This window comes from Streptomyces sp. NPDC047886 (assembly GCF_043204435.1).
Classification (GTDB): domain Bacteria; phylum Actinomycetota; class Actinomycetes; order Streptomycetales; family Streptomycetaceae; genus Streptomyces.
Genome location: NZ_JBIDCF010000007.1, coordinates 25,571 through 46,609, shown reverse-complemented (window position 1 = coordinate 46,609; position 21,039 = coordinate 25,571). Strand labels below are relative to the sequence as shown.

Annotated in this window: 17 protein-coding genes, 1 tRNA gene, 2 pseudogenes and 1 riboswitch; of the genes and pseudogenes, 14 read left to right on the top strand and 6 right to left on the bottom strand. The window is 71.3% G+C overall.

The features are described from left to right. Window positions 1–7: 7 nt before the first annotated feature. The 8 genes from ACGF5U_RS23070 (at window position 8) to ACGF5U_RS23035 (ending at window position 8,609) form a co-directional block, all read left to right on the top strand. Window positions 8–1,060, top strand: coding sequence for a nucleoside triphosphate pyrophosphohydrolase (locus ACGF5U_RS23070; protein WP_392715032.1), 1,053 nt, complete (start codon window positions 8–10; stop codon window positions 1,058–1,060). Then, window positions 1,057–2,532, top strand: a complete 1,476-nt coding sequence (locus ACGF5U_RS23065) for a cytochrome P450 (protein ID WP_392715031.1) — start codon at window positions 1,057–1,059, stop codon at window positions 2,530–2,532. Before ACGF5U_RS23070 ends, ACGF5U_RS23065 begins: the two co-directional genes overlap by 4 nt. 113 nt (window positions 2,533–2,645) lie before the next feature. Next, window positions 2,646–3,659, top strand: a complete 1,014-nt coding sequence (locus ACGF5U_RS23060) for a transglycosylase family protein (protein ID WP_392715030.1) — start codon at window positions 2,646–2,648, stop codon at window positions 3,657–3,659. 281 nt (window positions 3,660–3,940) lie between these two features. After that, window positions 3,941–4,131, top strand: a riboswitch (cyclic di-AMP (ydaO/yuaA leader). Between the two features lie 3 nt (window positions 4,132–4,134). Further along, window positions 4,135–4,821: a transglycosylase family protein gene (locus ACGF5U_RS23055; protein ID WP_392715029.1), complete on the top strand. Its 687-nt coding sequence runs from the start codon at window positions 4,135–4,137 to the stop codon at window positions 4,819–4,821. 384 nt (window positions 4,822–5,205) lie between these two features. Further along, the gene (gene eno, locus ACGF5U_RS23050; RefSeq protein WP_392715028.1) at window positions 5,206–6,501 is read left to right on the top strand and encodes a phosphopyruvate hydratase; all 1,296 of its coding nucleotides are present in this window, start codon (window positions 5,206–5,208) and stop codon (window positions 6,499–6,501) included. A gap of 116 nt (window positions 6,502–6,617) precedes the next feature. After that, a complete protein-coding gene (locus ACGF5U_RS23045; protein ID WP_392715027.1) occupies window positions 6,618–7,085 on the top strand; it encodes a septum formation initiator family protein in 468 nt (155 codons plus the stop codon). Between the two features lie 16 nt (window positions 7,086–7,101). After that, on the top strand, window positions 7,102–7,686 hold the full coding sequence (locus tag ACGF5U_RS23040; protein ID WP_392715026.1) for a DUF501 domain-containing protein: 585 nt from the start codon (window positions 7,102–7,104) through the stop codon (window positions 7,684–7,686). Further along, window positions 7,683–8,609 (top strand): exopolyphosphatase, encoded by a 927-nt coding sequence (locus tag ACGF5U_RS23035; protein ID WP_392715025.1) that lies wholly within the window; start codon window positions 7,683–7,685, stop codon window positions 8,607–8,609. The genes ACGF5U_RS23040 and ACGF5U_RS23035 overlap by 4 nt, the downstream gene beginning before the upstream one ends. Before the next feature lie 79 nt (window positions 8,610–8,688). Here ACGF5U_RS23035 and ACGF5U_RS23030 read toward each other — a convergent pair. Both ACGF5U_RS23030 and ACGF5U_RS23025 read right to left on the bottom strand, forming a co-directional pair. Beyond that, window positions 8,689–8,844: pseudogene (locus ACGF5U_RS23030) on the bottom strand (type II toxin-antitoxin system RelE/ParE family toxin); the annotation flags it as partial. Further along, a pseudogene (locus ACGF5U_RS23025) lies at window positions 8,829–9,047 on the bottom strand (type II toxin-antitoxin system Phd/YefM family antitoxin); the annotation flags it as partial. The pseudogenes ACGF5U_RS23030 and ACGF5U_RS23025, both read right to left, overlap by 16 nt. 477 nt (window positions 9,048–9,524) lie before the next feature. On the opposite strand from ACGF5U_RS23025, the gene ACGF5U_RS23020 reads away from it, so the two are divergent. The 3 genes from ACGF5U_RS23020 (at window position 9,525) to ACGF5U_RS23010 (ending at window position 13,875) form a co-directional block, all read left to right on the top strand. Further along, entirely contained in the window at window positions 9,525–10,910 is a 1,386-nt protein-coding gene (locus ACGF5U_RS23020) for an NAD(P)/FAD-dependent oxidoreductase (protein WP_392715024.1), read from the top strand. Window positions 10,911–11,256: 346 nt separating this feature from the next. Further along, window positions 11,257–12,561, top strand: a complete 1,305-nt coding sequence (locus tag ACGF5U_RS23015) for a class I SAM-dependent methyltransferase (protein WP_392715023.1) — start codon at window positions 11,257–11,259, stop codon at window positions 12,559–12,561. Between the two features lie 81 nt (window positions 12,562–12,642). After that, complete coding sequence (locus ACGF5U_RS23010; RefSeq protein WP_392715022.1) at window positions 12,643–13,875, top strand: phospholipase D-like domain-containing protein; 1,233 nt, start codon at window positions 12,643–12,645, stop codon at window positions 13,873–13,875. A 95-nt stretch (window positions 13,876–13,970) separates the two neighbouring features. Here ACGF5U_RS23010 and ACGF5U_RS23005 read toward each other — a convergent pair whose 3' ends face one another. After that, window positions 13,971–16,499 carry an ABC transporter permease gene (locus tag ACGF5U_RS23005; RefSeq protein WP_392715021.1) on the bottom strand — a complete coding sequence of 843 codons (2,529 nt, stop codon included), beginning with the start codon at window positions 16,497–16,499 and terminating at the stop codon, window positions 13,971–13,973. A gap of 74 nt (window positions 16,500–16,573) precedes the next feature. Beyond that, window positions 16,574–17,344 (bottom strand): ABC transporter ATP-binding protein, encoded by a 771-nt coding sequence (locus tag ACGF5U_RS23000; protein ID WP_392715020.1) that lies wholly within the window; start codon window positions 17,342–17,344, stop codon window positions 16,574–16,576. A gap of 418 nt (window positions 17,345–17,762) precedes the next feature. Between ACGF5U_RS23000 and ACGF5U_RS22995 the strand changes: the two genes are divergently transcribed. Beyond that, window positions 17,763–17,843: transfer RNA gene (locus tag ACGF5U_RS22995), tRNA-Leu, on the top strand. A gap of 155 nt (window positions 17,844–17,998) precedes the next feature. Then, entirely contained in the window at window positions 17,999–18,874 is an 876-nt protein-coding gene (locus tag ACGF5U_RS22990; RefSeq protein WP_392715019.1) for a Bax inhibitor-1/YccA family protein, read from the top strand. 89 nt (window positions 18,875–18,963) lie between these two features. Here the strand turns inward: ACGF5U_RS22990 and ACGF5U_RS22985 are convergent, their stop codons facing one another. Beyond that, a complete protein-coding gene (locus tag ACGF5U_RS22985; protein WP_392715018.1) occupies window positions 18,964–19,194 on the bottom strand; it encodes a DUF4287 domain-containing protein in 231 nt (76 codons plus the stop codon). 99 nt (window positions 19,195–19,293) lie between these two features. On the opposite strand from ACGF5U_RS22985, the gene ACGF5U_RS22980 reads away from it, so the two are divergent. Further along, a complete protein-coding gene (locus ACGF5U_RS22980; RefSeq protein ID WP_392715017.1) occupies window positions 19,294–19,623 on the top strand; it encodes a hypothetical protein in 330 nt (109 codons plus the stop codon). Between the two features lie 13 nt (window positions 19,624–19,636). On the opposite strand, the gene ACGF5U_RS22975 is transcribed toward ACGF5U_RS22980, so the two are convergent. Beyond that, window positions 19,637–20,509, bottom strand: coding sequence for a hypothetical protein (locus ACGF5U_RS22975; protein WP_392715238.1), 873 nt, complete (start codon window positions 20,507–20,509; stop codon window positions 19,637–19,639). Window positions 20,510–21,039: the final 530 nt, after the last annotated feature.

Here is a 21,039-nt window from a genome sequence, read left to right as displayed (position 1 = left end):
TCGTGGGGTGAACGCCGAGAACGCCGCGAGCGCAGCCACCCCGACCCCCGGCCGTATCGTCCTGCTCACCGCCAGCCACCGGGTCGCGCCGGGCCTGCTGTCCTGGCCCGCGTGGCGGACGCTGCACGCCGCCGACCGGGTGCTGTGCGCCGACGCGGGTCACCCGCAGCTGCCGTACCTGCGCGAGGCGGGCGTCACCGTCGAGATCGCCGCGCCCACCGCCGGCGAGCTGGTCGACGCCTGCGCCGGCGGCCGGACCGTCGTGGTCGTGCCGTCCGGCGAGGGGGACAGCGCCCTGACCGACGGCCTCGCCCGGATGGCGGGCTCCGGCCGCGTCGCCATGCCCGACCTGGAGCTGCTGCCCGGCTCGTACGACCTGCCGGGCGCACGCCTGCTCGACCTGGTCGAGGTCATGGACCGGATCCGCCGCGAGTGCCCCTGGTCGTCGCGGCAGAGCCACAAGGGCCTGGCCAAGTACGCCATCGAGGAGGCGTACGAGCTGGTCGAGGCGATCGAGGACGGCGACCGCGACGAGCTCCGCGAAGAGCTCGGCGACGTCCTGCTCCAGGTCGTCTTCCACGCCCGTATCGCTCAGGAGGCGGAGGAGGAGCCGTTCTCCCTCGACGATGTGGCGGGCACGCTCGTGGAGAAGCTCATCCACCGCCATCCGCACGTCTTCGGCGGCGAGACCGCCGAGACCCCGGAGGAGGTCAAGGAGCACTGGCTGCGCACGAAGGCCGTCGAGAAGCGGCGCACGTCCGTGACCGACGGCGTTCCGCTCGGCCAGCCGGGACTCGCCCTCGCTGCCAAGCTGGCGAGCCGGGTCAGGAACGCGGGCCTCGACGTGACGCCGCCGCCGGGCGAGGGCATCGGTTATGAGCTGCTCGCCATGGCGGTACGGGCCGAGGCGGCGGGCGTCGACCCGGAAGCCGCGCTGCGGGCGGCCGCGCGCGCGTACAGGGAGGCGATTCTCGCGGCGGAGGGGCAGCCCGGACAGGCGGCGTGGCCGCCCGGTGCGCGGGAGGCACGCGGCGAGGGGCCGGATACCGTCGAGGGGTGAACGCCCCGAACGACCCGCCCACCCCGAACAACCCGGCAGCCCCGGACGACCCGGTAGCCCCGAGCGACCCGGCCACCGCCCCGAGCGACCCGGCCACCGCCCCGTACGACCCGGTAGCTCCGAACGACCCGCCCACCCCGAACAACCCGGCAGCCCCAGCAGCCCCAGTCGACCCGGCCGCCACCCCGGACGACCCGGCCGCCGCCCCGGTCGGCCCGGCCGCCGCACCGGGTGGTCGGCCCGGCTCGCCCGAGCTCTTCACCTGGGAGTTCGCGACCGACCCGTACCCCGCCTACGCCTGGCTGCGGGAGCACGCGCCCGTGCACAGGACCCGGCTGCCCAGCGGGGTCGAGGCCTGGCTCGTGACCCGGTACGCGGACGCCCGGCAGGCCCTCGCCGACCAGCGGCTCAGCAAGAACCCGGCCCACCACGACGAGCCGGCGCACGCCAAGGGCAAGACGGGCATTCCCGGCGAGCGCAAGGCCGAGCTGATGACCCATCTGCTCAACATCGACCCGCCGGACCACACCCGGCTGCGCCGACTGGTCGCCAAGGCGTTCACGCCCCGCCGCGTCGCGGAGTTCGCACCACGCGTCCAGGAGCTGACGGACCGTCTCATCGACAACTTCGCAACAAAGGGGAGCGCGGACCTCATCCACGATTTCGCCTTTCCGCTCCCGATTTACGCCATTTGCGATCTGCTCGGCGTCCCCCGCGAGGACCAGGACGACTTCCGCGACTGGGCCGGGATGATGATCCGGCACGGCGGCGGCCCGCGCGGCGGCGTGGCGCGGTCCGTGAAGAGGATGCGCGGCTATCTCGCGGAGCTGATCCACCGCAAGCGCGAGGACCCCGGCGACGACCTCATCTCGGGTCTCATCCGTGCCAGCGACCACGGCGAGCACCTCACCGAGAACGAGGCCGCGGCGATGGCGTTCATCCTGCTCTTCGCCGGTTTCGAGACCACCGTCAACCTCATCGGCAACGGCACGTACGCACTGCTGCGCCACCCGGATCAGCGGCAGCGGCTCCAGGCGTCGCTGGCGGGTGGCGAGACGGGCCTACTGGCCACCGCCGTCGAGGAGTTGCTGCGTTTCGACGGGCCCGTCGAGCTGGCGACCTGGCGGTTCGCGACCGAGCCGCTGACCATCGGCGGCGAGCGGATCGCGGCGGGCGATCCGGTGCTCGTGGTGCTCGCGGCCGCCGACCGTGACCCGGAGCGGTTCACCGACCCCGACACGCTCGATCTGTCCCGGCGTGACAACCAGCACCTCGGGTACGGACACGGCATCCATTACTGCCTGGGTGCGCCGCTCGCGCGGCTGGAGGGGCAGACCGCGCTGGCGACGCTGCTGACCCGCCTGCCGGACCTGCGACTTGCGGTGGATCCGGGTGATTTGCGCTGGCGTGGCGGGCTCATCATGCGTGGACTGCGCACGCTCCCGGTGGAGTTCAGACCCCTCGAAAAGTGACGCAGCGTCAACACTGTGATCTTCGCGTAATCTCCTCTGCATCGACTTGTGACTGACGTTCGAATGCCGCTACGTTCACCGTCACCTCAGCAGTCACGCGAAAGGCACACCGCATGCGCTCCGGGAACGGACGACACCGTCGACCCCGCCAGGCTCCCGCCCTCGTCGTCGCGGCAGGGGTGACCGGGTCCGCCATCGCTCTTCCGCTGCTCGGCGCGGGCACCGCGTCCGCCGTCGAGGGCGCCACGTGGGACCGGGTCGCCGAGTGCGAGTCCGGCGGCATGTGGAGCGCGGACCACGGCAACGGCTTCTACGGCGGACTCCAGGTCTCCCAGGAGACCTGGGAGGCGTACGGCGGTCTGTCCTACGCCCAGCGCGCCGACCTCGCCAGCCGGGCCCAGCAGATCACCATCGCCGAGAAGGTGTACGCCGACCGGGGCGCGAAGGCGTGGGAGACGTGCGCCCCGATCGCCGGGCTGACGGACGGCCTGCCGTCCTCGACCGGCGGCTCCGGCGCGGACGGCGCGAGCGGGTCGGGCGCGCCGGACGAGACCGGCGGCTCCACCGGGTCCCCGGACCCCGGCGCCTCCGACACGACCGTAAAGCCCGAAGGGTCCGGTTCATCCGGTACAGGTGGTTCGGGCGGTACGGGGGGAACGTCCGGCGGGGCAGGAACCGGCGCCGGGGTCGACGGCTCCGCCACCGGGGTCCCCGGCATCGTCGACCCCGAGACCTCCGCGTCCCCCGAGGCGACCCCCGGCGCCGAGCAGGACGGCACCTCCACCGGCACCGGCAAGCACCGCGGCGAGCCCGCCAAGGAGGAGGCGTCGGCCGGCCCGGGCGCCCAGGTGACGGACGAAACGATCGAAGGTGACAATTCGTCCATCGAGCGTGAATCCGGGCGACACACCTCACGAGGTGACGGATCGGCACGTGACGCCAGCGGCCTCGGTCCCGCCGGCACGTACACCGTCCGCGCCGGCGACAACCTCTGGGCCATCGCCGACGCGCACGAGGTCCCCGGCGGCTGGGCGGCCCTCTATGACGCCAACCGCTCGACGGTCGGTGCCGACCCGGATCTGATCCTCCCTGGCCAGAGCCTCGATCTGACGGGGGAGCGGGGGTAGTTCGCGGGGAGTTCAGGGGCGCGTTCGGGGCGTATGTCCGCTTGTGTCCGAGTGAGATATGAGTCTCTTTGCTCCAACTGGCGTGTCTCTCCCGTGACCTCGGCTCGCTCCGCCTCTCACCTGCGTAAACGCCCGCAAAGTGAAGGCAAGTAGGGCGGGAATGACCCTGATGTCCCCCTTTGAACTTGCCGGGGCTCTGTGCTTACCGTCGTTCCGCTCGCCACCGCGGGCTCCGTCCGACCGGTACGCCGAATCCTGCCGCCGGCCGACGGAAACAGTCGTCGCTACGAGCGCCGTAGGCAGGAGCGGGGGACCCAAGGTTAGCGCCGGGTCCGGCCGTTGGGGGAGCGGATCACCGCTCCCACCCGACGGCGGGAACCGGCTTGGGGTGTAGTCGCGCGACATCGCGCGGCCGGGCAACTCACAGGCCCGAACCCGACAGCTCACCTCGAAGGCGTCGGTGAGGAGATTCGTCATGCTGATTTCCGGCAAGGGCAAGCACCGTCGCCCGTCCAAGGTCACCCGGTTCGCCGCGTTCGCCGGTGTCACCGGTGTCGCCGTCGCCGCCCCGCTGATGGGCGCCACGTCCGCGTCGGCCGCGACCGCCGCCGAGTGGGACCGCGTCGCGCAGTGCGAGTCCGGTGGCAACTGGTCCATCAACACCGGCAACGGCTACTACGGCGGCCTCCAGTTCTCGGCCTCCACCTGGGCGGCCTACGGCGGTACCGCCTACGCGTCCACCGCCGACAAGGCCTCCAAGTCCCAGCAGATAGCCATCGCCGAGAAGGTCCTCGCGGGCCAGGGCAAGGGCGCCTGGCCGTCCTGCGGTGTCGGCCTGTCGAACGCCGCGTACGACGGCGGCGCCGCCGCGCAGCCGGCCCAGCCGAAGCAGCAGACCGAGCAGAAGTCCACGGAGCGCGCCTCGCGTGCCCAGGAGCGCCCCGCCAAGGCCACGACCGAGGCGAAGACCGTCAAGACCCCGGCCGGCAAGACGGTCAAGAAGGGCGACGGCGAGTACAAGGTCGTCGCCGGCGACACGCTCTCCTCGATCGCCGAGGCCGAGGGCGTCAAGGGCGGCTGGCAGAAGCTGTTCGAGCTGAACAAGGACATCGTCGAGGACGCCGACCTCATCTACCCCGGCCAGCAGCTCCACCTCGCCTGATCCGAGGCCGACCCCGGCCCGGCGCACCCCCCCGGCTTTTCGGCCGGGGCGGGTGCGGGGACACCCCCGACCCCGTACGCGCCGGTCCGGGGTCGTCGGCCGTCCGGCACCTCGGCGCCGCCGGCCACCCCGCCGCACGCCCCGGCCTGCGCCGTGCCGCCCCCGGGTCGCCGCCGTGCCGCCCCCCGGGTCGCCGCGCCACCGCGACCCGTTCCCGGGGCTACCCGGCAGTAACCTTGTGGGCGTTTGCCCCGGAACGCTGGCCGTTGGGCCCTTTTTCGTCCCAGGAGGCGGGCGGTCGCGGGCGGCGGGCCCTGAGGCGGTTAGGCTCTTGCCGCAAGGCCAAAGTGACCCTGCACTCCACGCGTCACATCCCAGAAGGAGATGCTCGTGCCGTCCATCGACGTCGTCGTAGCCCGGGAAATCCTGGACTCCCGAGGCAATCCCACGGTCGAGGTCGAGGTCGGCCTCGACGACGGCAGCACCGGCCGTGCTGCCGTTCCGTCCGGTGCCTCCACCGGTGCGTTCGAGGCCCTCGAGCTCCGCGACGGTGACCAGAACCGCTACCTCGGCAAGGGTGTCGAGAAGGCCGTCCTCGCCGTCATCGAGCAGATCGGCCCGGAGCTCGTCGGCTACGACGCCACCGAGCAGCGGCTGATCGACCAGGCGATGTTCGACCTGGACGCGACGCCGGACAAGTCCTCGCTCGGCGCCAACGCCATCCTCGGTGTGTCCCTCGCCGTGGCGCACGCCGCCTCCGAGGCCTCCGACCTGCCGCTCTTCCGCTACCTGGGCGGCCCGAACGCGCACCTGCTGCCGGTGCCGATGATGAACATCCTGAACGGCGGCTCGCACGCCGACTCCAACGTGGACATCCAGGAGTTCATGATCGCGCCCGTCGGCGCGGAGTCCTTCTCCGAGGCGCTGCGCTGGGGCACCGAGGTCTACCACACCCTCAAGAAGGTCCTGAAGGACAAGGGCCTGTCCACCGGCCTCGGCGACGAGGGCGGCTTCGCCCCGAACCTGGACTCCAACCGCGCCGCGCTCGACCTCATCCTCGAGGCCGTCAAGCAGGCCGGATACGTCCCGGGCAAGGACATCGCGCTCGCCCTCGACGTCGCCGCCTCCGAGTTCTACAAGGACGGCTCGTACGAGTTCGAGGGCAAGTCGCGCTCGGCCGCCGAGATGACCGAGTACTACGAGGAGCTCGTCGCCTCCTACCCGCTCGTCTCCATCGAGGACCCGCTCTTCGAGGACGACTGGGAGGGCTGGAAGGTCATCACCGAGAAGCTCGGCACCAAGGTGCAGCTCGTCGGCGACGACCTGTTCGTCACCAACCCGGAGCGCCTGGCCCGTGGCATCGAGGAGGGCGCCGCCAACGCGCTGCTCGTCAAGGTGAACCAGATCGGTTCGCTGACCGAGACCCTCGACGCCGTCGAGCTGGCCCAGCGCAACGGCTTCAAGTGCATGATGTCGCACCGCTCCGGCGAGACCGAGGACGTCACCATCGCCGACCTGGCCGTCGCCACCAACTGCGGCCAGATCAAGACCGGCGCCCCGGCCCGCTCCGAGCGCGTCGCCAAGTACAACCAGCTGCTGCGCATCGAGGAGATCCTCGACGACGCCGCCGTCTACGCCGGCCGCAGCGCGTTCCCGAGGTTCCGCCCCGCCGACCACTGATCCCGGCGAGGGCCGGCAGCTGCAGGCCCGCACCTCCGTACGTCCCCGGCCACGGTCCCGTACCGTGTCCGGGGACGTCGTACGTGTACGGACACCGGACAGGGGAGGCGGAAGACATGGCGCGGGACCGGTTCTCGACCGCGACGAGGCTGCGACTGCTCGGCGAGCAGACCGCCGCCCGGGTCTACCGCTCCCAGAGCCGCCGGCAGGCGCGCCGCTCCCGGCTCACCGGCCGCGCGGCGTTCCTGGCGCTGGTGGTGTGCTCGCTCGTCGTGGCGCTCGCCTACCCGATGCGGCAGTACGTGTCGCAGCGCGGCGAGATCGAGGAGCAGCGGCGGCTGGCCGCCGATGCGCGGGCCCGCGTGGAGGAGCTGCGCGACGAGAAGGCGCGGCTCAGGGACGACGCCTACATCAGGCGGCTGGCCCGTGAACATCTGCACTATGTGATGCCCGGTGAGACCGGGTTCACCATGAACGACCCGGAAGTGGTGCGCGAGCACCGCTCCGACCAGGGCGGCGCCGACCGTCCCTGGTACTCCGACCTCTGGGACGGCGTGGACCGCGCCGACCGCGAAGACGACTAGTAAGTAGCAGGCAGGCATGGAAACGCCCCCTCCGCAGACCGACCGTACCGAGCCGACGGAGGCCGATGTCGCGGCCTTCAAGGAACAGCTCGGCCGCCCGCCACGCGGTCTGCGCGCCATCGCGCACCGCTGCCCGTGCGGCAACCCCGACGTGGTGGAGACCGCGCCGCGGCTCCCCGACGGCACACCCTTCCCCACCACGTACTACCTGACCTGTCCGCGTGCCGCTTCCGCGATCGGCACGCTGGAGGCCAACGGCGTGATGAGGGAGATGAGCGAGCGGCTGGGGACCGATCCCGAGCTGGCCGCCGCGTACCGCGCCGCGCACGAGGACTACATCGCGCGCCGTGACGCCATCGAGGTCCTGGAGGGCTTCCCGAGCGCGGGCGGCATGCCCGACCGGGTGAAGTGCCTGCACGTCCTGGTGGGCCACTCGCTCGCCGCCGGGCCCGGTGTGAACCCGCTGGGCGACGAGGCCATCGCGATGCTGCCCGAGTGGTGGGCGAAGGGCCCGTGCGTCACGGTCCACGCGGCCGGCGAGAAGGACGGGCAGACGGACGGGCAGAAGGACGGGCCGAAGGACGGGGAGGAGCCCGCGTGACCAGGGTCGCCGCCATCGACTGCGGTACGAACTCCATCCGCCTCCTCGTCGCCGACGCCGACCCCGACACGGGCGAGATCGTGGACCTCGACCGGCGGATGACGATCGTCCGCCTCGGTCAGGGCGTCGACCGCACGGGCCGTCTCGCGCCCGAGGCGCTGGAGCGGACGTTCGCGGCCTGCCGCGAGTACGCCGCCGTCATCGAGGAGTCCGGCGCGCGGAAGGTCCGGTTCGTGGCCACGTCCGCGTCCCGGGACGCCGAGAACCGGGACGACTTCGTCCGGGGCGTGCGGGACATCCTGGGCGTGGAGCCCGAGGTCGTCACGGGTGACCAGGAGGCCGAGTTCTCCTTCACGGGCGCCACGAAGGAGCTGCGCGGCTCCGGCGACGAGTACCTCGTCGTGGACATCGGCGGTGGCTCCACCGAGTTCGTGGTGGGGCGCGAACACGTCGAGGCCGCCCGGTCGGTGGACATCGGCTGTGTACGGCTGACGGAGCGCCATGTGCGGAGCGATCCTCCGTCGGCCGCCGAGGTCGCCGCGATCCGCGCGGACGTGGAGGCGGCGCTCGACCTGGCGGAGGAGACGGTTCCGCTGCGGGAGGCGCGGACGCTGGTCGGCCTCGCAGGTTCGGTCACGACGGTCGCGGCGATAGCGCTGGGGCTGGAGGAGTACGACTCGGCGGCGATCCACCGTTCCCGCATCCCCTACGAGCGGGTCGTGGAGGTCTCCGACCGGCTGCTCGCGCTCACGCACGACGAGCGGGCGGCGATCCCGGTGATGCACCCGGGCCGGGTGGATGTCATCGGGGCCGGCGCGCTGGTCCTGCGGCAGCTCATGGAGCGGATCGGGGCCCGTGAGGTCGTCGTCAGCGAACACGACATCCTGGACGGCATCGCCTGGAGCTGCGCGTCCGCTGAGTGACCTGCGTGGGCGAGCCTCGACGGCACCGCTCATCACGGGGCGAGCCGGGTGTGCTGAGGGGGTGGCAGGCGGCGGGGCGTCAGAGACCGCGGCAGACGTCCCGCCGGTCGCCCACCTTGACCACGAGGACGACGAGTTCTCCGTCGTCGATCTGGTAGGCGACCCGGTGGCTTCCGACGCGGAGCCGGTAGAGGCCCGACGGGCCGGTGAGCTTCCTGACGTCACGGTGGCGCCGCCCTCGGCCAGGACCGCCTCGGCTTCACGCGCCAGCATCACGTCGGCCGCTTCTTCCAGCGCTTCGAAGTCCGAGATCGGCACCACGGCGGCCACCGGAGCGCCGTTGCGCGTGATGACGGTCGGGACGTCTTCCTCGGCCCGGTCGATGTGGTCGGCGAGGTGCGCACGGGCTTCGCGTACGGTCACGGCGTTCTCATTCACGACGTCGGTGTACGCGGCTACGTGTACACAGGGCATCCGTCGGGGAGGCGTGTTCGTCCGCGATCCCCGAGGGAACCGCCTGGTCGCCGGTGTGGTCGCGGGGGTTGGGGGACCCCCGGCGTCGCCCCGCCGGAAAAGGTTCGTGAAGTTCTTCACAAGGAAAAGCCCTCTGGCGGGGGTCCCGGGGCCTCTCCGGCCCCTTGCGGATCGCCGCCAGGGCCTCTTGGGCCCCCTGATTCGTAGCCCCAGGCATGTTTCCTCCATGTGAACAAAGGCGGCGGTCTGTCGTTAAGAAAGACTCTCCGGTCCAGTTCACAGGGGGTGATGGGGCCGTGAACAACGACTTCCGTTACACCCTGGTTCCCGTGCCGCGCCATGACCTCGGTCACGTGGGCCGCGCAGTGTAGCAGAGGTCTCCTCGAAGCTTGTGAAGGGGCGCACGAGCGGCCCCCCTGAGGCGGGTGGATACTCGATGGCATGAGCACCACGGAGCGTCCCAGGATCCTCGTAGTAGGCGGAGGGTACGTAGGCCTGTACGCAGCTCGCCGCATTCTGAAGAAGATGCGCTACGGCGAGGCGACCGTCACGGTCGTCGACCCCCGCTCGTACATGACGTACCAGCCCTTCCTCCCCGAAGCAGCCGCCGGCAGCATCTCGCCGCGGCACGTCGTCGTCCCGCTGCGACGCGTGCTGCCCAAGGCCGAGGTCCTCACCGGGCGGGTCACCACCATCGACCAGGACCGCAAGGTCGCGCACATCGCGCCACTCGTCGGCGAGGCGTACGAGCTGCCGTTCGACTACCTGGTCATCGCGCTCGGCGCGGTCTCCCGCACCTTCCCGATCCCCGGCCTCGCCGAGCAGGGCATCGGTATGAAGGGCATCGAGGAGGCCATCGGCCTGCGCAACCACGTCCTGGAGCAGCTGGACAAGGCCGACTCCACGACCGACGAGGAGGTCCGCCGCAAGGCGCTGACCTTCGTCTTCGTCGGCGGCGGCTTCGCCGGTGCGGAGACCATCGGCGAGGTCGAGGACATGGCCCGCGACGCCGCGAAGTACTACCAGAACGTCAAGCGCGAGGACATGCGCTTCATCCTGGTCGACGCCGCGGACAAGATCCTCCCCGAGGTGGGCCCCAAGCTCGGCAAGTACGGCAAGGAGCACCTGGAGGGCCGTGGGGTCGAGGTCTACCTCTCCACCTCCATGGACTCCTGCGTCGACGGCCACGTGGTGCTGAAGAACGGCCTGGAGGTCGACTCCAACACCATCGTGTGGACCGCCGGTGTGAAGCCGAACCCGGCGCTCGCCCGCTTCGGTCTGCCGCTCGGCCCGCGCGGCCACGTCGACACCTCCGAGACCCTCCAGGTCCAGGGCACCGACTACATCTGGGCCGCCGGCGACAACGCCCAGGTCCCGGACGTCGCCGCCCGCAAGGCCGGCAACGAGAACGCCTGGTGCCCGCCGAACGCCCAGCACGCGCTGCGCCAGGCCCGGGTCCTCGGCGACAACGTGGTCTCCGGGATGCGCGGCTTCCCGCAGAAGACGTACGAGCACGCCAACAAGGGTGCGGTCGCCGGTCTCGGCCTGCACAAGGGCGTCGCGATGATCGTCGTGGGCAAGATGAAGATCAAGCTCAAGGGCCGGCTCGCCTGGTACATGCACCGCAGCTACCACGGTCTGGCCATGCCGACCTGGAACCGTAAGATCCGGATCTTCGCGGACTGGACGCTCGCCATGTTCCTCAAGCGCGAGGTCGTCTCGCTCGGCGCCATCGAGTCGCCGCGCGAGGAGTTCTACGAGGCCGCCAGGCCGGCCCCGGCGCCGGCCGCCGCCTCCTCCGCACCGGAGAAGGCCAAGGCCTCCTGACCCGGGTGCCGCCCGGCGCGGCACTCCCAGCGCGTCCCGTCCAGGGGCCGCCCGCCATCCGTGGTGCGGGCGGCCCCTGTGTCGTGTGCGCGGCGCGGTGACCGGCCGAGTGACGGGCCCGGTGAACGCGGCGGTGACGGGGTGCGGTGACCGCGGCGGTGACGGGAGCGGTGACCGGCGCGTGACCGGCGCGGTGACCGGCGCTCCGCCCATGGGGCCCGGCGGGTTCGCGCCGGTCGCGCACATTGCCCGCGACGTCATGTGGTTTCGGGACTGCATTCTGTCGCCGACGGTGTTGAAGTGGTGCAGAGCATTTCTGGGATCGACCGTCACGGAGGTGTGCACCATGTCCGACGCCGCGTCGCGGCTGGCCGCTGTCGCCGAGGACCTGCTGGGGGTTCCGCTCCCGCTGCGGATCCGTGCCTGGGACGGGAGCGAGGCGGGGCCGCCCGACGCGCCCGCTCTGGTCGTCCGCCACCGTCGGGCCCTGCGGCGGCTGTTGTGGAAGCCGGGCGAACTCGGGCTCGCCCGTGCCTGGGTGGCCGGGGAACTCGACGTCGACGGCGACCTGTACGAGGCGCTCGACCGGCTCGCGGGCCTCATCTGGGAGCGCGGCGGCGACGCCAAGGACGTCGTCCACGCCGTACGCGACCCCCGGTTCCGGGCCGCCGCCCTCGATCTGCTGAGGATCGCCGGGCCGTGGCCGCCGCCCGCCCCGCCCGTCGAGGAGGTCAGGCGCCGCAGCGGGCCGCTGCACACCAAGCGCCGCGACAAGGAGGCCATCAGCCACCACTACGACGTCGGCAACGACTTCTACGCGCTGGTCCTCGGCCCCTCCATGGTCTACTCGTGCGCCTACTGGACCGAGGGCGGCACCCTGGAGGACGCCCAGCGCGACAAGCTGGACCTCATCTGCCGCAAGCTCGGCCTGAAGGAGGGCGACCGGCTCCTCGACGTCGGCTGCGGCTGGGGCTCCATGGCCCTGCACGCCGCCCGCGAGTACGGTGCGACGGTCGTCGGCATCACCCTGAGCACCGAGCAGGCCGCCTACGCCCGCAAGCGGGTCGCGGACGAGGGCCTCGCCGACCGCGTCGAGATCCGCGTCCAGGACTACCGGGACGTCCCGGACGGCCCGTACGACGCGGTCTCGTCCATCGGCATGGCCGAGCACGTCGGCGCCGCCCAGTACCAGGCGTACGCCGAGAACCTGTACGCGCTGCTCAGGCCGGGCGGCCGGCTCCTCAACCACCAGATCGCCCGGCGCCCCGAGCGGAACGAGGAGGCGTACCACGTCGACGCGTTCATCGACGCGTACGTCTTCCCCGACGGGGAACTCGCTCCCGTCGGCCGCACCACCAGCGCGCTCGAAGAGGCCGGGTTCGAGGTCCGCGACGTCGAAGCCATCCGCGAGCACTACGCCCTGACGCTGCGCCAGTGGGTGACCAACCTGGAGACGCGCCTGGCCGAGGCCGAGCGGCTGACCTCACCCGGCCGGGCCCGGGTCTGGCGGCTCTACATGGCCGCGTCCGCGATCTCCTTCGAGCGCAACCGGATCGGCGTGAACCAGATCCTCGCGGTGCGCACCCCGGAGGGCGGCGCCTCCGGTCTGCCGCTGCGCTCGCGCATCTGGAGCGCGCCAGGCGGCAGTTGATACGTTCGACCCTTCACGGCTCATCGAGGCGGGGCGCGTCACGCGCCCCGCCTTTCCCGAGAGCACCGAAGGGGAGTTCCATTGCGCCGCCGCACCACGTGGCTGCTCGGCCTGCTGTCCGCTGCCGGCCTCATCGCCGGCACCGCCGCACCCGGATCCACGGCACCCGGCGCCGTCGTACGCGGTGAGGTCCAGCCGGCCGCCGTCACGACGACCGCCACGTTCAACGACCCGGCGGGCGGCACCGCCGCCCAGAGCCGGATCCGCGACCACATCACGGGCCTGATCGGGCAGGCCCCGGCCGGCTCCACGATCACCGTCGTGATGTACACGTTCACCGAGAACGCGGTCACCGACGCGCTGGCCGCCGCCAAGGCCCGCGGCGTGCACGTCAAGGTGATCCTCGACCACACGTCGTCCGTCATGACCGGCGGCGAGTACAGCCGCCTGGCGGCGGCGCTCGGCACCGACCGCACCAGGTCGTCCTGGGTGTACGCCTGCCCGGCCGGCCGGGGCTGCGTCGGCACCCGGAAGCTGCCAGGCGACAGCGACGGGGCGATCAACCACAACAAGTTCTTCCTGTTCTCCTCCACCGGAGGAGCGGACAAGGTCGTCGTGCAGACCTCGGCCAACATGACCAACACCCAGCGCACCGACCTCTTCAACAACGCGGTCACCATCGTGGACGCCGGTCTGTACGACATCTACCAGGCGTACTTCACCGACCTGCTGTCCTACGGCACCTCTGCGACCGGCCTCGACCACTACTACCGGACGCCCGCGAGCGGCCCGTACAAGGCGTACTTCTTCCCCCGCCGCGAGGCAGCGGGCACCGCGTACGACAACGACGCCTCCACCGACACCGTCAAGCTGATCCTCGACAACGTCGGCTGCGCCGCCGGCACCCGGGTCCGGATGGCCGCCAGCCTGTTCACCCGTGACGAGGTCGCCGCCAAGCTCGTCGCGCTCAAGAACGCGGGCTGCTCGGTGACCCTGGCGCACGACGGCGCGTCCGGCTCGACGAGCGCCGCCGTGGAGAACGTCCTGTACGGGAAGCTCACCAAGCGGGTGCAGTGCGCCGAGAACCGCGACGGCGGGCTCCCCAAGGTCGGCCTGCACTCCAAGTACCTGCTCGTCGAGGGCACCTACAACGGCACGCCCGGCCGGAAGCTGGTCTTCACCGGCAGCCACAACTACACGTACCCGGCGCTGCGGGCCAACGACGAGACGCTCCTCAGGATCGAGCACGCCGGACTGTACGACCGGTTCAGGGCCGACCACGACCATCTGATGGAGTACTGCGCGGGCTCCTGACCCGGCGCACGCGTGAGGGCCGGGCTCCCCTCGGGGAACCCGGCCCTCTCACCGTCCGGCCGTGCGTACCGCCGCTCGGCCTCGACGGCGTACGGCTACTCGGCCTTGATGGCGTTCAGCATGTTGAGCTTCGCCGCGCTGCGCGCCGGCCACATGGCGGCCAGCACACCGACCAGACCGGCCAGCACCAGGAAGATCCCGATCCGCTCCCACGGCAGGACCAGGGCGTAGTCCGGCAGGCTGGAGCTGATGGACTCGCCGATCGCCCAGCCGAGGAACGAGCCGAGGGCGATGCCGACGAGCGCGCCGAACAGCGAGATCACCACGGCCTCCAGGCGGACCATGCGCTTCACCCGGCGCCGGTCGAGCCCGATCGCCCGCAGCATGCCGATCTCCTGCTGCCGCTCGAACACCGACATGGCCAGGGTGTTCACCACGCCCAGCACCGCGATGATCAGGGCCATGGCGAGCAGGCCGTACATGATGTTCAGCATCATGTTGATCATCCCGCCGAACTGCTCGCGGATGTCCTGCTTGTCCATGATGGTGATCGCCGGGTTGTCGCCGAGCGCGCCGGCCAGGGCCTTCTCGTTGGCCTCGGACTCCCCGCCCTGCGTCTTCACGAAGATCTGGAAGATGAACGGGTTCGGGTCGTGGGCGTCGACCAGGGCGGTGTCGGCGATGACGGGCGAGAGGAACTCGCTGTCCTTGAAGACCGCGCCGATGGTCACCCGGCCCTTCTTGTCGTCGTTGAACGTCACCGGGAGGGTGTCGCCGACCTTCCAGCCCTGCTTGTCGGCGGTCTTCTCGGCGACCGCGATCCGGTCCGCGCCGAGGGAGTCCAGGGAGCCGCCGACCTGCTCGATCTTCAGGACCTGCTGGACGTCGGCCGGCTTGACCGCCGACACGGACACCCACTGGTCCTTCACCTCGAACGAGGAGGACTGCTGCGGGGAGAGGGCGGTGACGCCCGGAGCCTTCTCCAGGGCCGCCATCGCCGACGCGTCCAGCCCGCCGCCGTTGGCCATGCTGACCATGTAGTCGGCCTTGATCTGGTCCGTGGTCATCCGGTCGATGGACTGGCCGACCGTGACGCCGAGCACCGACAGGCCGGTGACCAGGGTCAGGCCGATCGCCAGCATCGAGGCGGTGGCGCCGGTGCGGCGCGGGTTGCGCACCGCGTTCTGCGCGGCGAGCTTGCCGGAGACCCCGAAGACCCGGGCGAGCATCGGCCGCACCAGGGCGACGACCGGGCGGGCCAGCACCGGAGCCATCATGATCACCGCGATGAGGGCGAGGAAGGCACCGCCGCCGATGGCGAGCTGCCCCATGTCACCGCCCTTGTTCGCGCCCATGACGATGAGACCGCCGCCGACGAGGGTGATGACCCCGCCGATGATGTTGCGGACGAGCAGCGACCTGGGGGTGCCGGCCGCGTGGACGCTGTTCATCGCGGCGACCGGCGGGATCTTCGCGGCGCGGCGGCCGGGCAGCCACGCGGCGAGCATGGTGACCAGGACACCGACCGACAGCGAGGCGATCACCGGGGTCGCCCCGATCACGAGCGAGCCGTCGGGGACCTTCAGCTCGAAGGCGGCCATGCCGGAGCGCAGCCCCGCCGCGAGACCGACACCGAGGGCGAAGCCCACGGAGGCGGCCACCAGGCCCACGATCGCGGCCTCGGCCAGCACCGAGCGGCTGACCTGCCGGCGGGACGCGCCCACGGCCCGCATCAGCGCGACCTCCCGGGTGCGCTGGGCGACCAGCATCGCGAACGTGTTGTAGATGAGGAAGACGCCGACGAAGAGCGCGATGCACGCGAAGGCGAGCAGCACCTTGTTCAGGGCGCCGAGCCCCTCCTCGATGTCCTTGGCCTGCTGGTCGGCGAGGGCCTGACCGGTCTGGGCCTCCGCCGCCTCCGGCAGCAGCGGCTCGACCGCGGCGAGGATCCTGCCGTCGTCGGCGCCGGGCGCCGCGGTGACGATGACGTCCTTGAAGAAGCCCGGCTTGAGGTAGAGCCGCTGGGCCGTCCGCGTCTCGAACAGCACGAGGCTGCCGCCGGCGCTGACCGCGCCGTCGTCGGTGGTGAACACACCCTGGAGGGTGTACTCCTTCACCGGGCCGTTGGTGGCGACCCGCACGGAGTCGCCGACCTTGTACGCGCCCTTGTCGGCGGTCGCCCGGTCGAGGGCGATCTGGCCGGCCGCGACCGGGCCCGAACCCTCGGTGAAGGCGTAGCGCGGGTCCTTGCCGTCCGTGCCGGGGGCGAAGTTGGCGCCCTTGTTCGACCAGCCCACGCCGATGAGCTTGCCGTTCTTGTCGGGGACGCCGGCGAAGCCGTCGACGCGGCCGGTGGCGGAGGCGACGCCGTCCAGCTTCCCGATCCGGTCGACGGTGGCCTGCGGGACGCCCGACTCCTTCGGGTCGTCGGGCGAGGCGTAGGTGGTGACGGCGACCGCGACATCGTCGTAGCTCTTCGCCGACTGGTTGCGGAAGGCCTGGTTGAGGGTGTCGGTGAAGACCAGGGTGCCGGAGACGAAGGCGACGCCGAGCATGACGGCGAGCACGGTCATCAGCAGCCTGGCCTTGTGCGCGAGCACATTGCGCAGGGCGGTACGGAACATGAGGTGTGTGTCCTGGAGGTGGTGGGCGGTCCGGTGTCGGGGAGGCCCCCGGGGCGCGGCGGCCCCGGCGGGGATCAGCTCGTACGCCCCTTGGCGTCGAACTCCTTCATCCGGTCGAGCACGCGGTCCGCCGTCGGGTCGAGCATCTCGTCGACGATCCGGCCGTCCGCGAGGAAGACCACACGGTCGGCGTAGGACGCGGCCACCGGGTCGTGGGTGACCATCACGACGGTCTGGCCCAGTTCCCGTACCGAGTTGCGCAGGAAGCCCAGGACCTCGGCGCCCGAGCGCGAGTCGAGGTTTCCGGTCGGCTCGTCACCGAAGATGATCTCCGGGCGGGACGCCAGGGCGCGGGCCACGGCCACGCGCTGCTGCTGGCCGCCGGAGAGCTGGGCGGGGCGGTGGCTCAGCCGGCCTGACAGGCCGATCATGTCGATGACCTTGTCCACCCACGCCTTGTCGGGCTTGCGGCCCGCGATGTCCATGGGGAGGGTGATGTTCTCCAGCGCCGTCAGCGTCGGCAGCAGGTTGAAGGCCTGGAATATGAAGCCGATCTTGTCCCGGCGCAGCTGGGTCAGCTGCTTGTCCTTGAGCGCGCCGAGCTCGGTCTCCCCGAGCCGCACGGAGCCGCTGGAGAAGGTGTCGAGTCCGGCGACGCAGTGCATCAGCGTCGACTTGCCGGAGCCCGACGGGCCCATGATCGCGGTGAACTCGCCCTGCCGGAACTCCACGGTGACCCGGTCGAGGGCGACGACCTGGGTCTCGCCCTCTCCGTAGATCTTGGACAGATCCGTGGCGCGGGCGGCCACCGCGGTGGCGCGGTGTGCGGTGGGAGTGGTGATCACGAGGAGCTCCTGTCACGGCGTTTCGTGGCGTTGTTCGAGGACCACACCATCGTCGTCGCCGCCGGGCCGCCGGACGTCCGTCCGCATGCCCGTTCCCGGGGCAGCCTGGAGTCGGACCGGTGGGCCCGCCCCTCCTCCTGAGGTATGACGGCACCCCTGAGTGGCCCGTCCGGGTGAGGGAGCCCGAGGAACCCCCGGCGGGACGTCACCGGAAGAGTGGTTCCCGGCGGCGACTTTCCGTCATTCCCTGCCGGGGGCATGTGCGCCCGCAAGCCCTCCAGGGCTGCCGTGCGCCGCCGCTCACCTGCGCTGACACACCCTCAAGCGCCAATAAAATAAGACAACATCGGCTCGTTGTTCCGCTGTTCGGGGGACCGCCCCGGATAGGCTCGTGTGCCAACGCGGAGCCGCGCGTACTGCCCGGATGGTGGAATGCAGACACGGCGAGCTTAAACCTCGCTGGCCTCAGGCCGTGCCGGTTCGAGTCCGGCTCCGGGCACTCATCACGTCCGCCGCGCATCCACCGACGACCTCGGTGGATGCGCCCGCCGATGCGTATCCGTTAAGAAGATCCTCCCCGAGCACTAGGGTGTTTCCTTTGCCCTCCGATTACGCTTGCCCCAAGGCCGCGCACGGCGGCCATGGAGGAGTGAGATGAGGAGCAGCAACCCGGTCTTCTCGCGACGGGGGTTCAGCCGCGACAACGGCTACGCGGGCTTCAACGCGCAGCAGCAGGCCGGGGGCCCCGCCGCTGGAACCGCCCCGTACGGGACGAATCCGTACGCCACCAACCCGTACGCCCAGCAGGACGTCCAGCTCGGCGCCCCGCAGGCTCCGGCGCGCACCGGTGCCATGACCATCGACGACGTGGTGTCCCGCACCGCGATCACGCTCGGTACGGTCTTCGTCACAGCGGCGCTCGCCTGGTTCCTGCTGCCGGTCGACCCGGAGAACCTGACCACGTCGTACGGCATCGGCATCGGCGCGGCCCTGGTGGCCTTCGTCTTCGCGATGATCCAGGCGTTCAAGAGCAAGCCGGCCCCCGCGCTGATCCTGGCGTACGCGGCCTTCGAGGGCGTCTTCCTGGGCGTGATCTCCAGCGCCGTCACGACGTACGTCGCGGCGGGCGCGGTTCCGCAGGCCGTCCTCGGCACGATGTCGGTCTTCGCCGGTGTCCTGATCGCCTACAAGATGCGCTGGATCCGCGTCACGCGCCGTTTCTACGGCTTCGTGATGGCGGCCGCGATGGGCTTCGTGCTGCTGATGGCCGTGAACATGCTGTTCGCCCTGTTCGGCGGCGGTGACGGCCTCGGCTTCCGCAGCGGCGGCCTCGGCATCATGTTCGGCATCATCGGCATCATCCTCGGCGCGTGCTTCCTGGCCCTGGACTTCAAGCAGGTCGAGGACGGCGTCACCTACGGTGCCCCGCGTGAGGAGTCCTGGCTGGCCGCGTTCGGTCTGACCATGACCCTGGTCTGGATCTACCTGGAGTTCCTCCGGCTGATCTCGATCCTGCAGGGCGACGACTGACGCCCACGCCGACCGTCTGGGACCCGGCACAGCGAGATGAGGGAAGGGCCCGCCCGGCACTGCCGGGCGGGCCCTTCCGCTGTTCCTCCCTACAACAGCTTCCGTGCGGCGCGCCGCAGGTCGTACTCGTGGATGATCGCCTTGGCGTGCCCGTACGCGAGGTTGTGTTCGCCCCGGAGCCAGCTGACCTTCTCCTCGAAGCGGACGAGGGAAGGGCCTTCCTCGACGGTGCGAAGCCAGTCGGCCACTTCACGACCGGTGCAGTGCGGGATGCGGGAGAGCAGATTTCGATGGGTCTCTTCGGAGAAGACTTGGGACATCGGCGCCTCCGGAGGCTGTGCGCGTGTGCTCCTTCAGGTCACCGTGCCCGAGCGTTCGCGTATTGGCAACAGTGCCTTCACGGCGCATAGGGTCGCGGCGTGCTTGATACGAGTGAACTGACCGCCGCCGTGAACCGTTTCGCCGACCGTCTGCGGGCCGCCCCGCAGAGCCGTCTCCAGCGCGGCGCGGCAGCCGAAGGGCTCGCGCTGGCAAGGGAGTTGGCCCTCCGGGCACAGCGGATCGAGGCCCCGGAGAAGGCGCCGACGACCATGCCGGACGCGGGGCTCTTCGCCGTCGCCGACCAGGTGGTCGTCGCCGGAAACGATATGGCGGAGATTCTGCGGACGGCCCCGGCGGACCTCGCCCGCCGGGAGCTGGCCGAGGCGGTGGCCTCGGTCCGGGATGCGGCGGCCCGGGCGGCGCTGTAAGCCGCCGGGCGGGTCAGAGCGAGGCGATGACGCGGTCCGCGAGGATGTAGACGGTCTCCTCGCCGCAGGTGAAGGTCAGGGCGTACGCCCCCGAGACGCCGGAGCCACCCAGCAGGACCGGCGCGTCGCCCGCGTGGAGGGCGTCCGCGAGGCGCTCGGCGGTCTCCCGGTGGCCCGGGGTCATGCAGAGCGTGGTGCCGTCGGAGAACACGTACACGTCCAGCGTGCCGAGCGGACCCGGCCGTACGTCGGTGAGCGCCGTACGGGTCGCGGCGAGCTCCTCCAGCCGGGCCACCGTGCGCTCGTGGTCGGTGACGACCGGTGTCTGGACGGGCACGAAGTCGGGGTGCGACGGGTGGCGGCGGCGGGCCGCGGCCAGCTCGGGCGAGTCCTCGGCGTACCCGGACTGCTCGGGCAGCTCCGGCAGGTCCGTCAGCTCGGCCAGCTCCGCGAGGGCGTCGGGCTCGTCCGCGTACCGGGCGTACTCGGCGTCCAGGTCCAGCGACTCCAGACCCGCGAAGTCCGCCTGGCGCGGTACGAAGAACGGGCCCTCGTCGCCGGCGCCCAGCGGGCCGCCCGCGCCGCCGAGCGCGGAGCCGGGGGCGTCCGCCGCGTCACGGGCCTCCTGGGCGGCCCAGAACGCGCGCGCCTCGGCGAGCTCGCGCTCGCGCTCCTCGGCGAGGGCCTCGGCCACGGCCGTCCGTATCTCCTCGGCCGGGCTCGTGGCACGGGCGTGGGGGACGGCGGGGCCGAGACCGCCGGTGTGGGCGGCGGCGAGCTCGCTGCGCAGAGCGGTGACCTGCCTGCGCAGCCCGTGGGCGGCGTGCAGGGCAGCGGCGCCCACGGCCGTGGCGGTGGCCGTGGTCAGCAGCAGGGCGAGAGACATGGCGCTCACTGACTTACTCCCGGTTTCAATCGATCCCCCGGACTTCCTACATCAGCTTGGCGTGGCCATGGGCCCGGTGTCAGTGCATTACGTCACGAAATGGACAGGTCTTTTGGCCTGATGTTTCGCGCTCCCACGACTATGACCTGCATAAACGAATCTCCCCCGGGAGGTAGGTCACATCCTGGGGGAGATTCGGTCACGACGGGGACGCGGCGAGCGGCCGAACCGCCCCGCACGGCGGCCCGATCCCGGCCGGCTCGGCTCGGCTACGGCTCGCCTCGCCTCGGCTCCGTCTCAGCTCGGCTCGGTTCCGTCTCAGCTCAGCCGCGCGTTTTTCCGGTCGCGCTGCCGCTGCCGCTACAGCTGCCGCTACAGCTCAGCTCAGCCGCGCGTTTTTCCGGTCGCGCTGTGCCTCGCTACCGCTGCGGGCAGGTGCCGCCTCGTGCCTCGGCGACCCCTACCCTCCGCTACAGCTCAGCTCAGCCGCGCGTTTTTCTGCTCGCGCTGTGCCTCGCTACCGCTGCGGG

Excerpts from the sequence above, each read along its gene's own strand:
- ACGF5U_RS23060 (WP_392715030.1), top strand. The coding sequence starts at position 2,646 with ATGCGCTCCGGGAACGGACGACACCGTCGACCCCGCCAGGCTCCCGCC.
- ACGF5U_RS23055 (WP_392715029.1), top strand. The coding sequence starts at position 4,135 with ATGCTGATTTCCGGCAAGGGCAAGCACCGTCGCCCGTCCAAGGTCACC.
- eno (WP_392715028.1), top strand. The coding sequence starts at position 5,206 with ATGCTCGTGCCGTCCATCGACGTCGTCGTAGCCCGGGAAATCCTGGAC.
- ACGF5U_RS23045 (WP_392715027.1), top strand. The coding sequence starts at position 6,618 with ATGGCGCGGGACCGGTTCTCGACCGCGACGAGGCTGCGACTGCTCGGC.
- ACGF5U_RS23040 (WP_392715026.1), top strand. The coding sequence starts at position 7,102 with ATGGAAACGCCCCCTCCGCAGACCGACCGTACCGAGCCGACGGAGGCC.
- ACGF5U_RS23020 (WP_392715024.1), top strand. The coding sequence starts at position 9,525 with ATGAGCACCACGGAGCGTCCCAGGATCCTCGTAGTAGGCGGAGGGTAC.
- ACGF5U_RS23015 (WP_392715023.1), top strand. The coding sequence starts at position 11,257 with ATGTCCGACGCCGCGTCGCGGCTGGCCGCTGTCGCCGAGGACCTGCTG.
- ACGF5U_RS23005 (WP_392715021.1), bottom strand. The coding sequence starts at position 16,499 with ATGTTCCGTACCGCCCTGCGCAATGTGCTCGCGCACAAGGCCAGGCTG.
- ACGF5U_RS22990 (WP_392715019.1), top strand. The coding sequence starts at position 17,999 with ATGAGGAGCAGCAACCCGGTCTTCTCGCGACGGGGGTTCAGCCGCGAC.
- ACGF5U_RS22985 (WP_392715018.1), bottom strand. The coding sequence starts at position 19,194 with ATGTCCCAAGTCTTCTCCGAAGAGACCCATCGAAATCTGCTCTCCCGC.
- ACGF5U_RS22975 (WP_392715238.1), bottom strand. The coding sequence starts at position 20,509 with ATGTCTCTCGCCCTGCTGCTGACCACGGCCACCGCCACGGCCGTGGGC.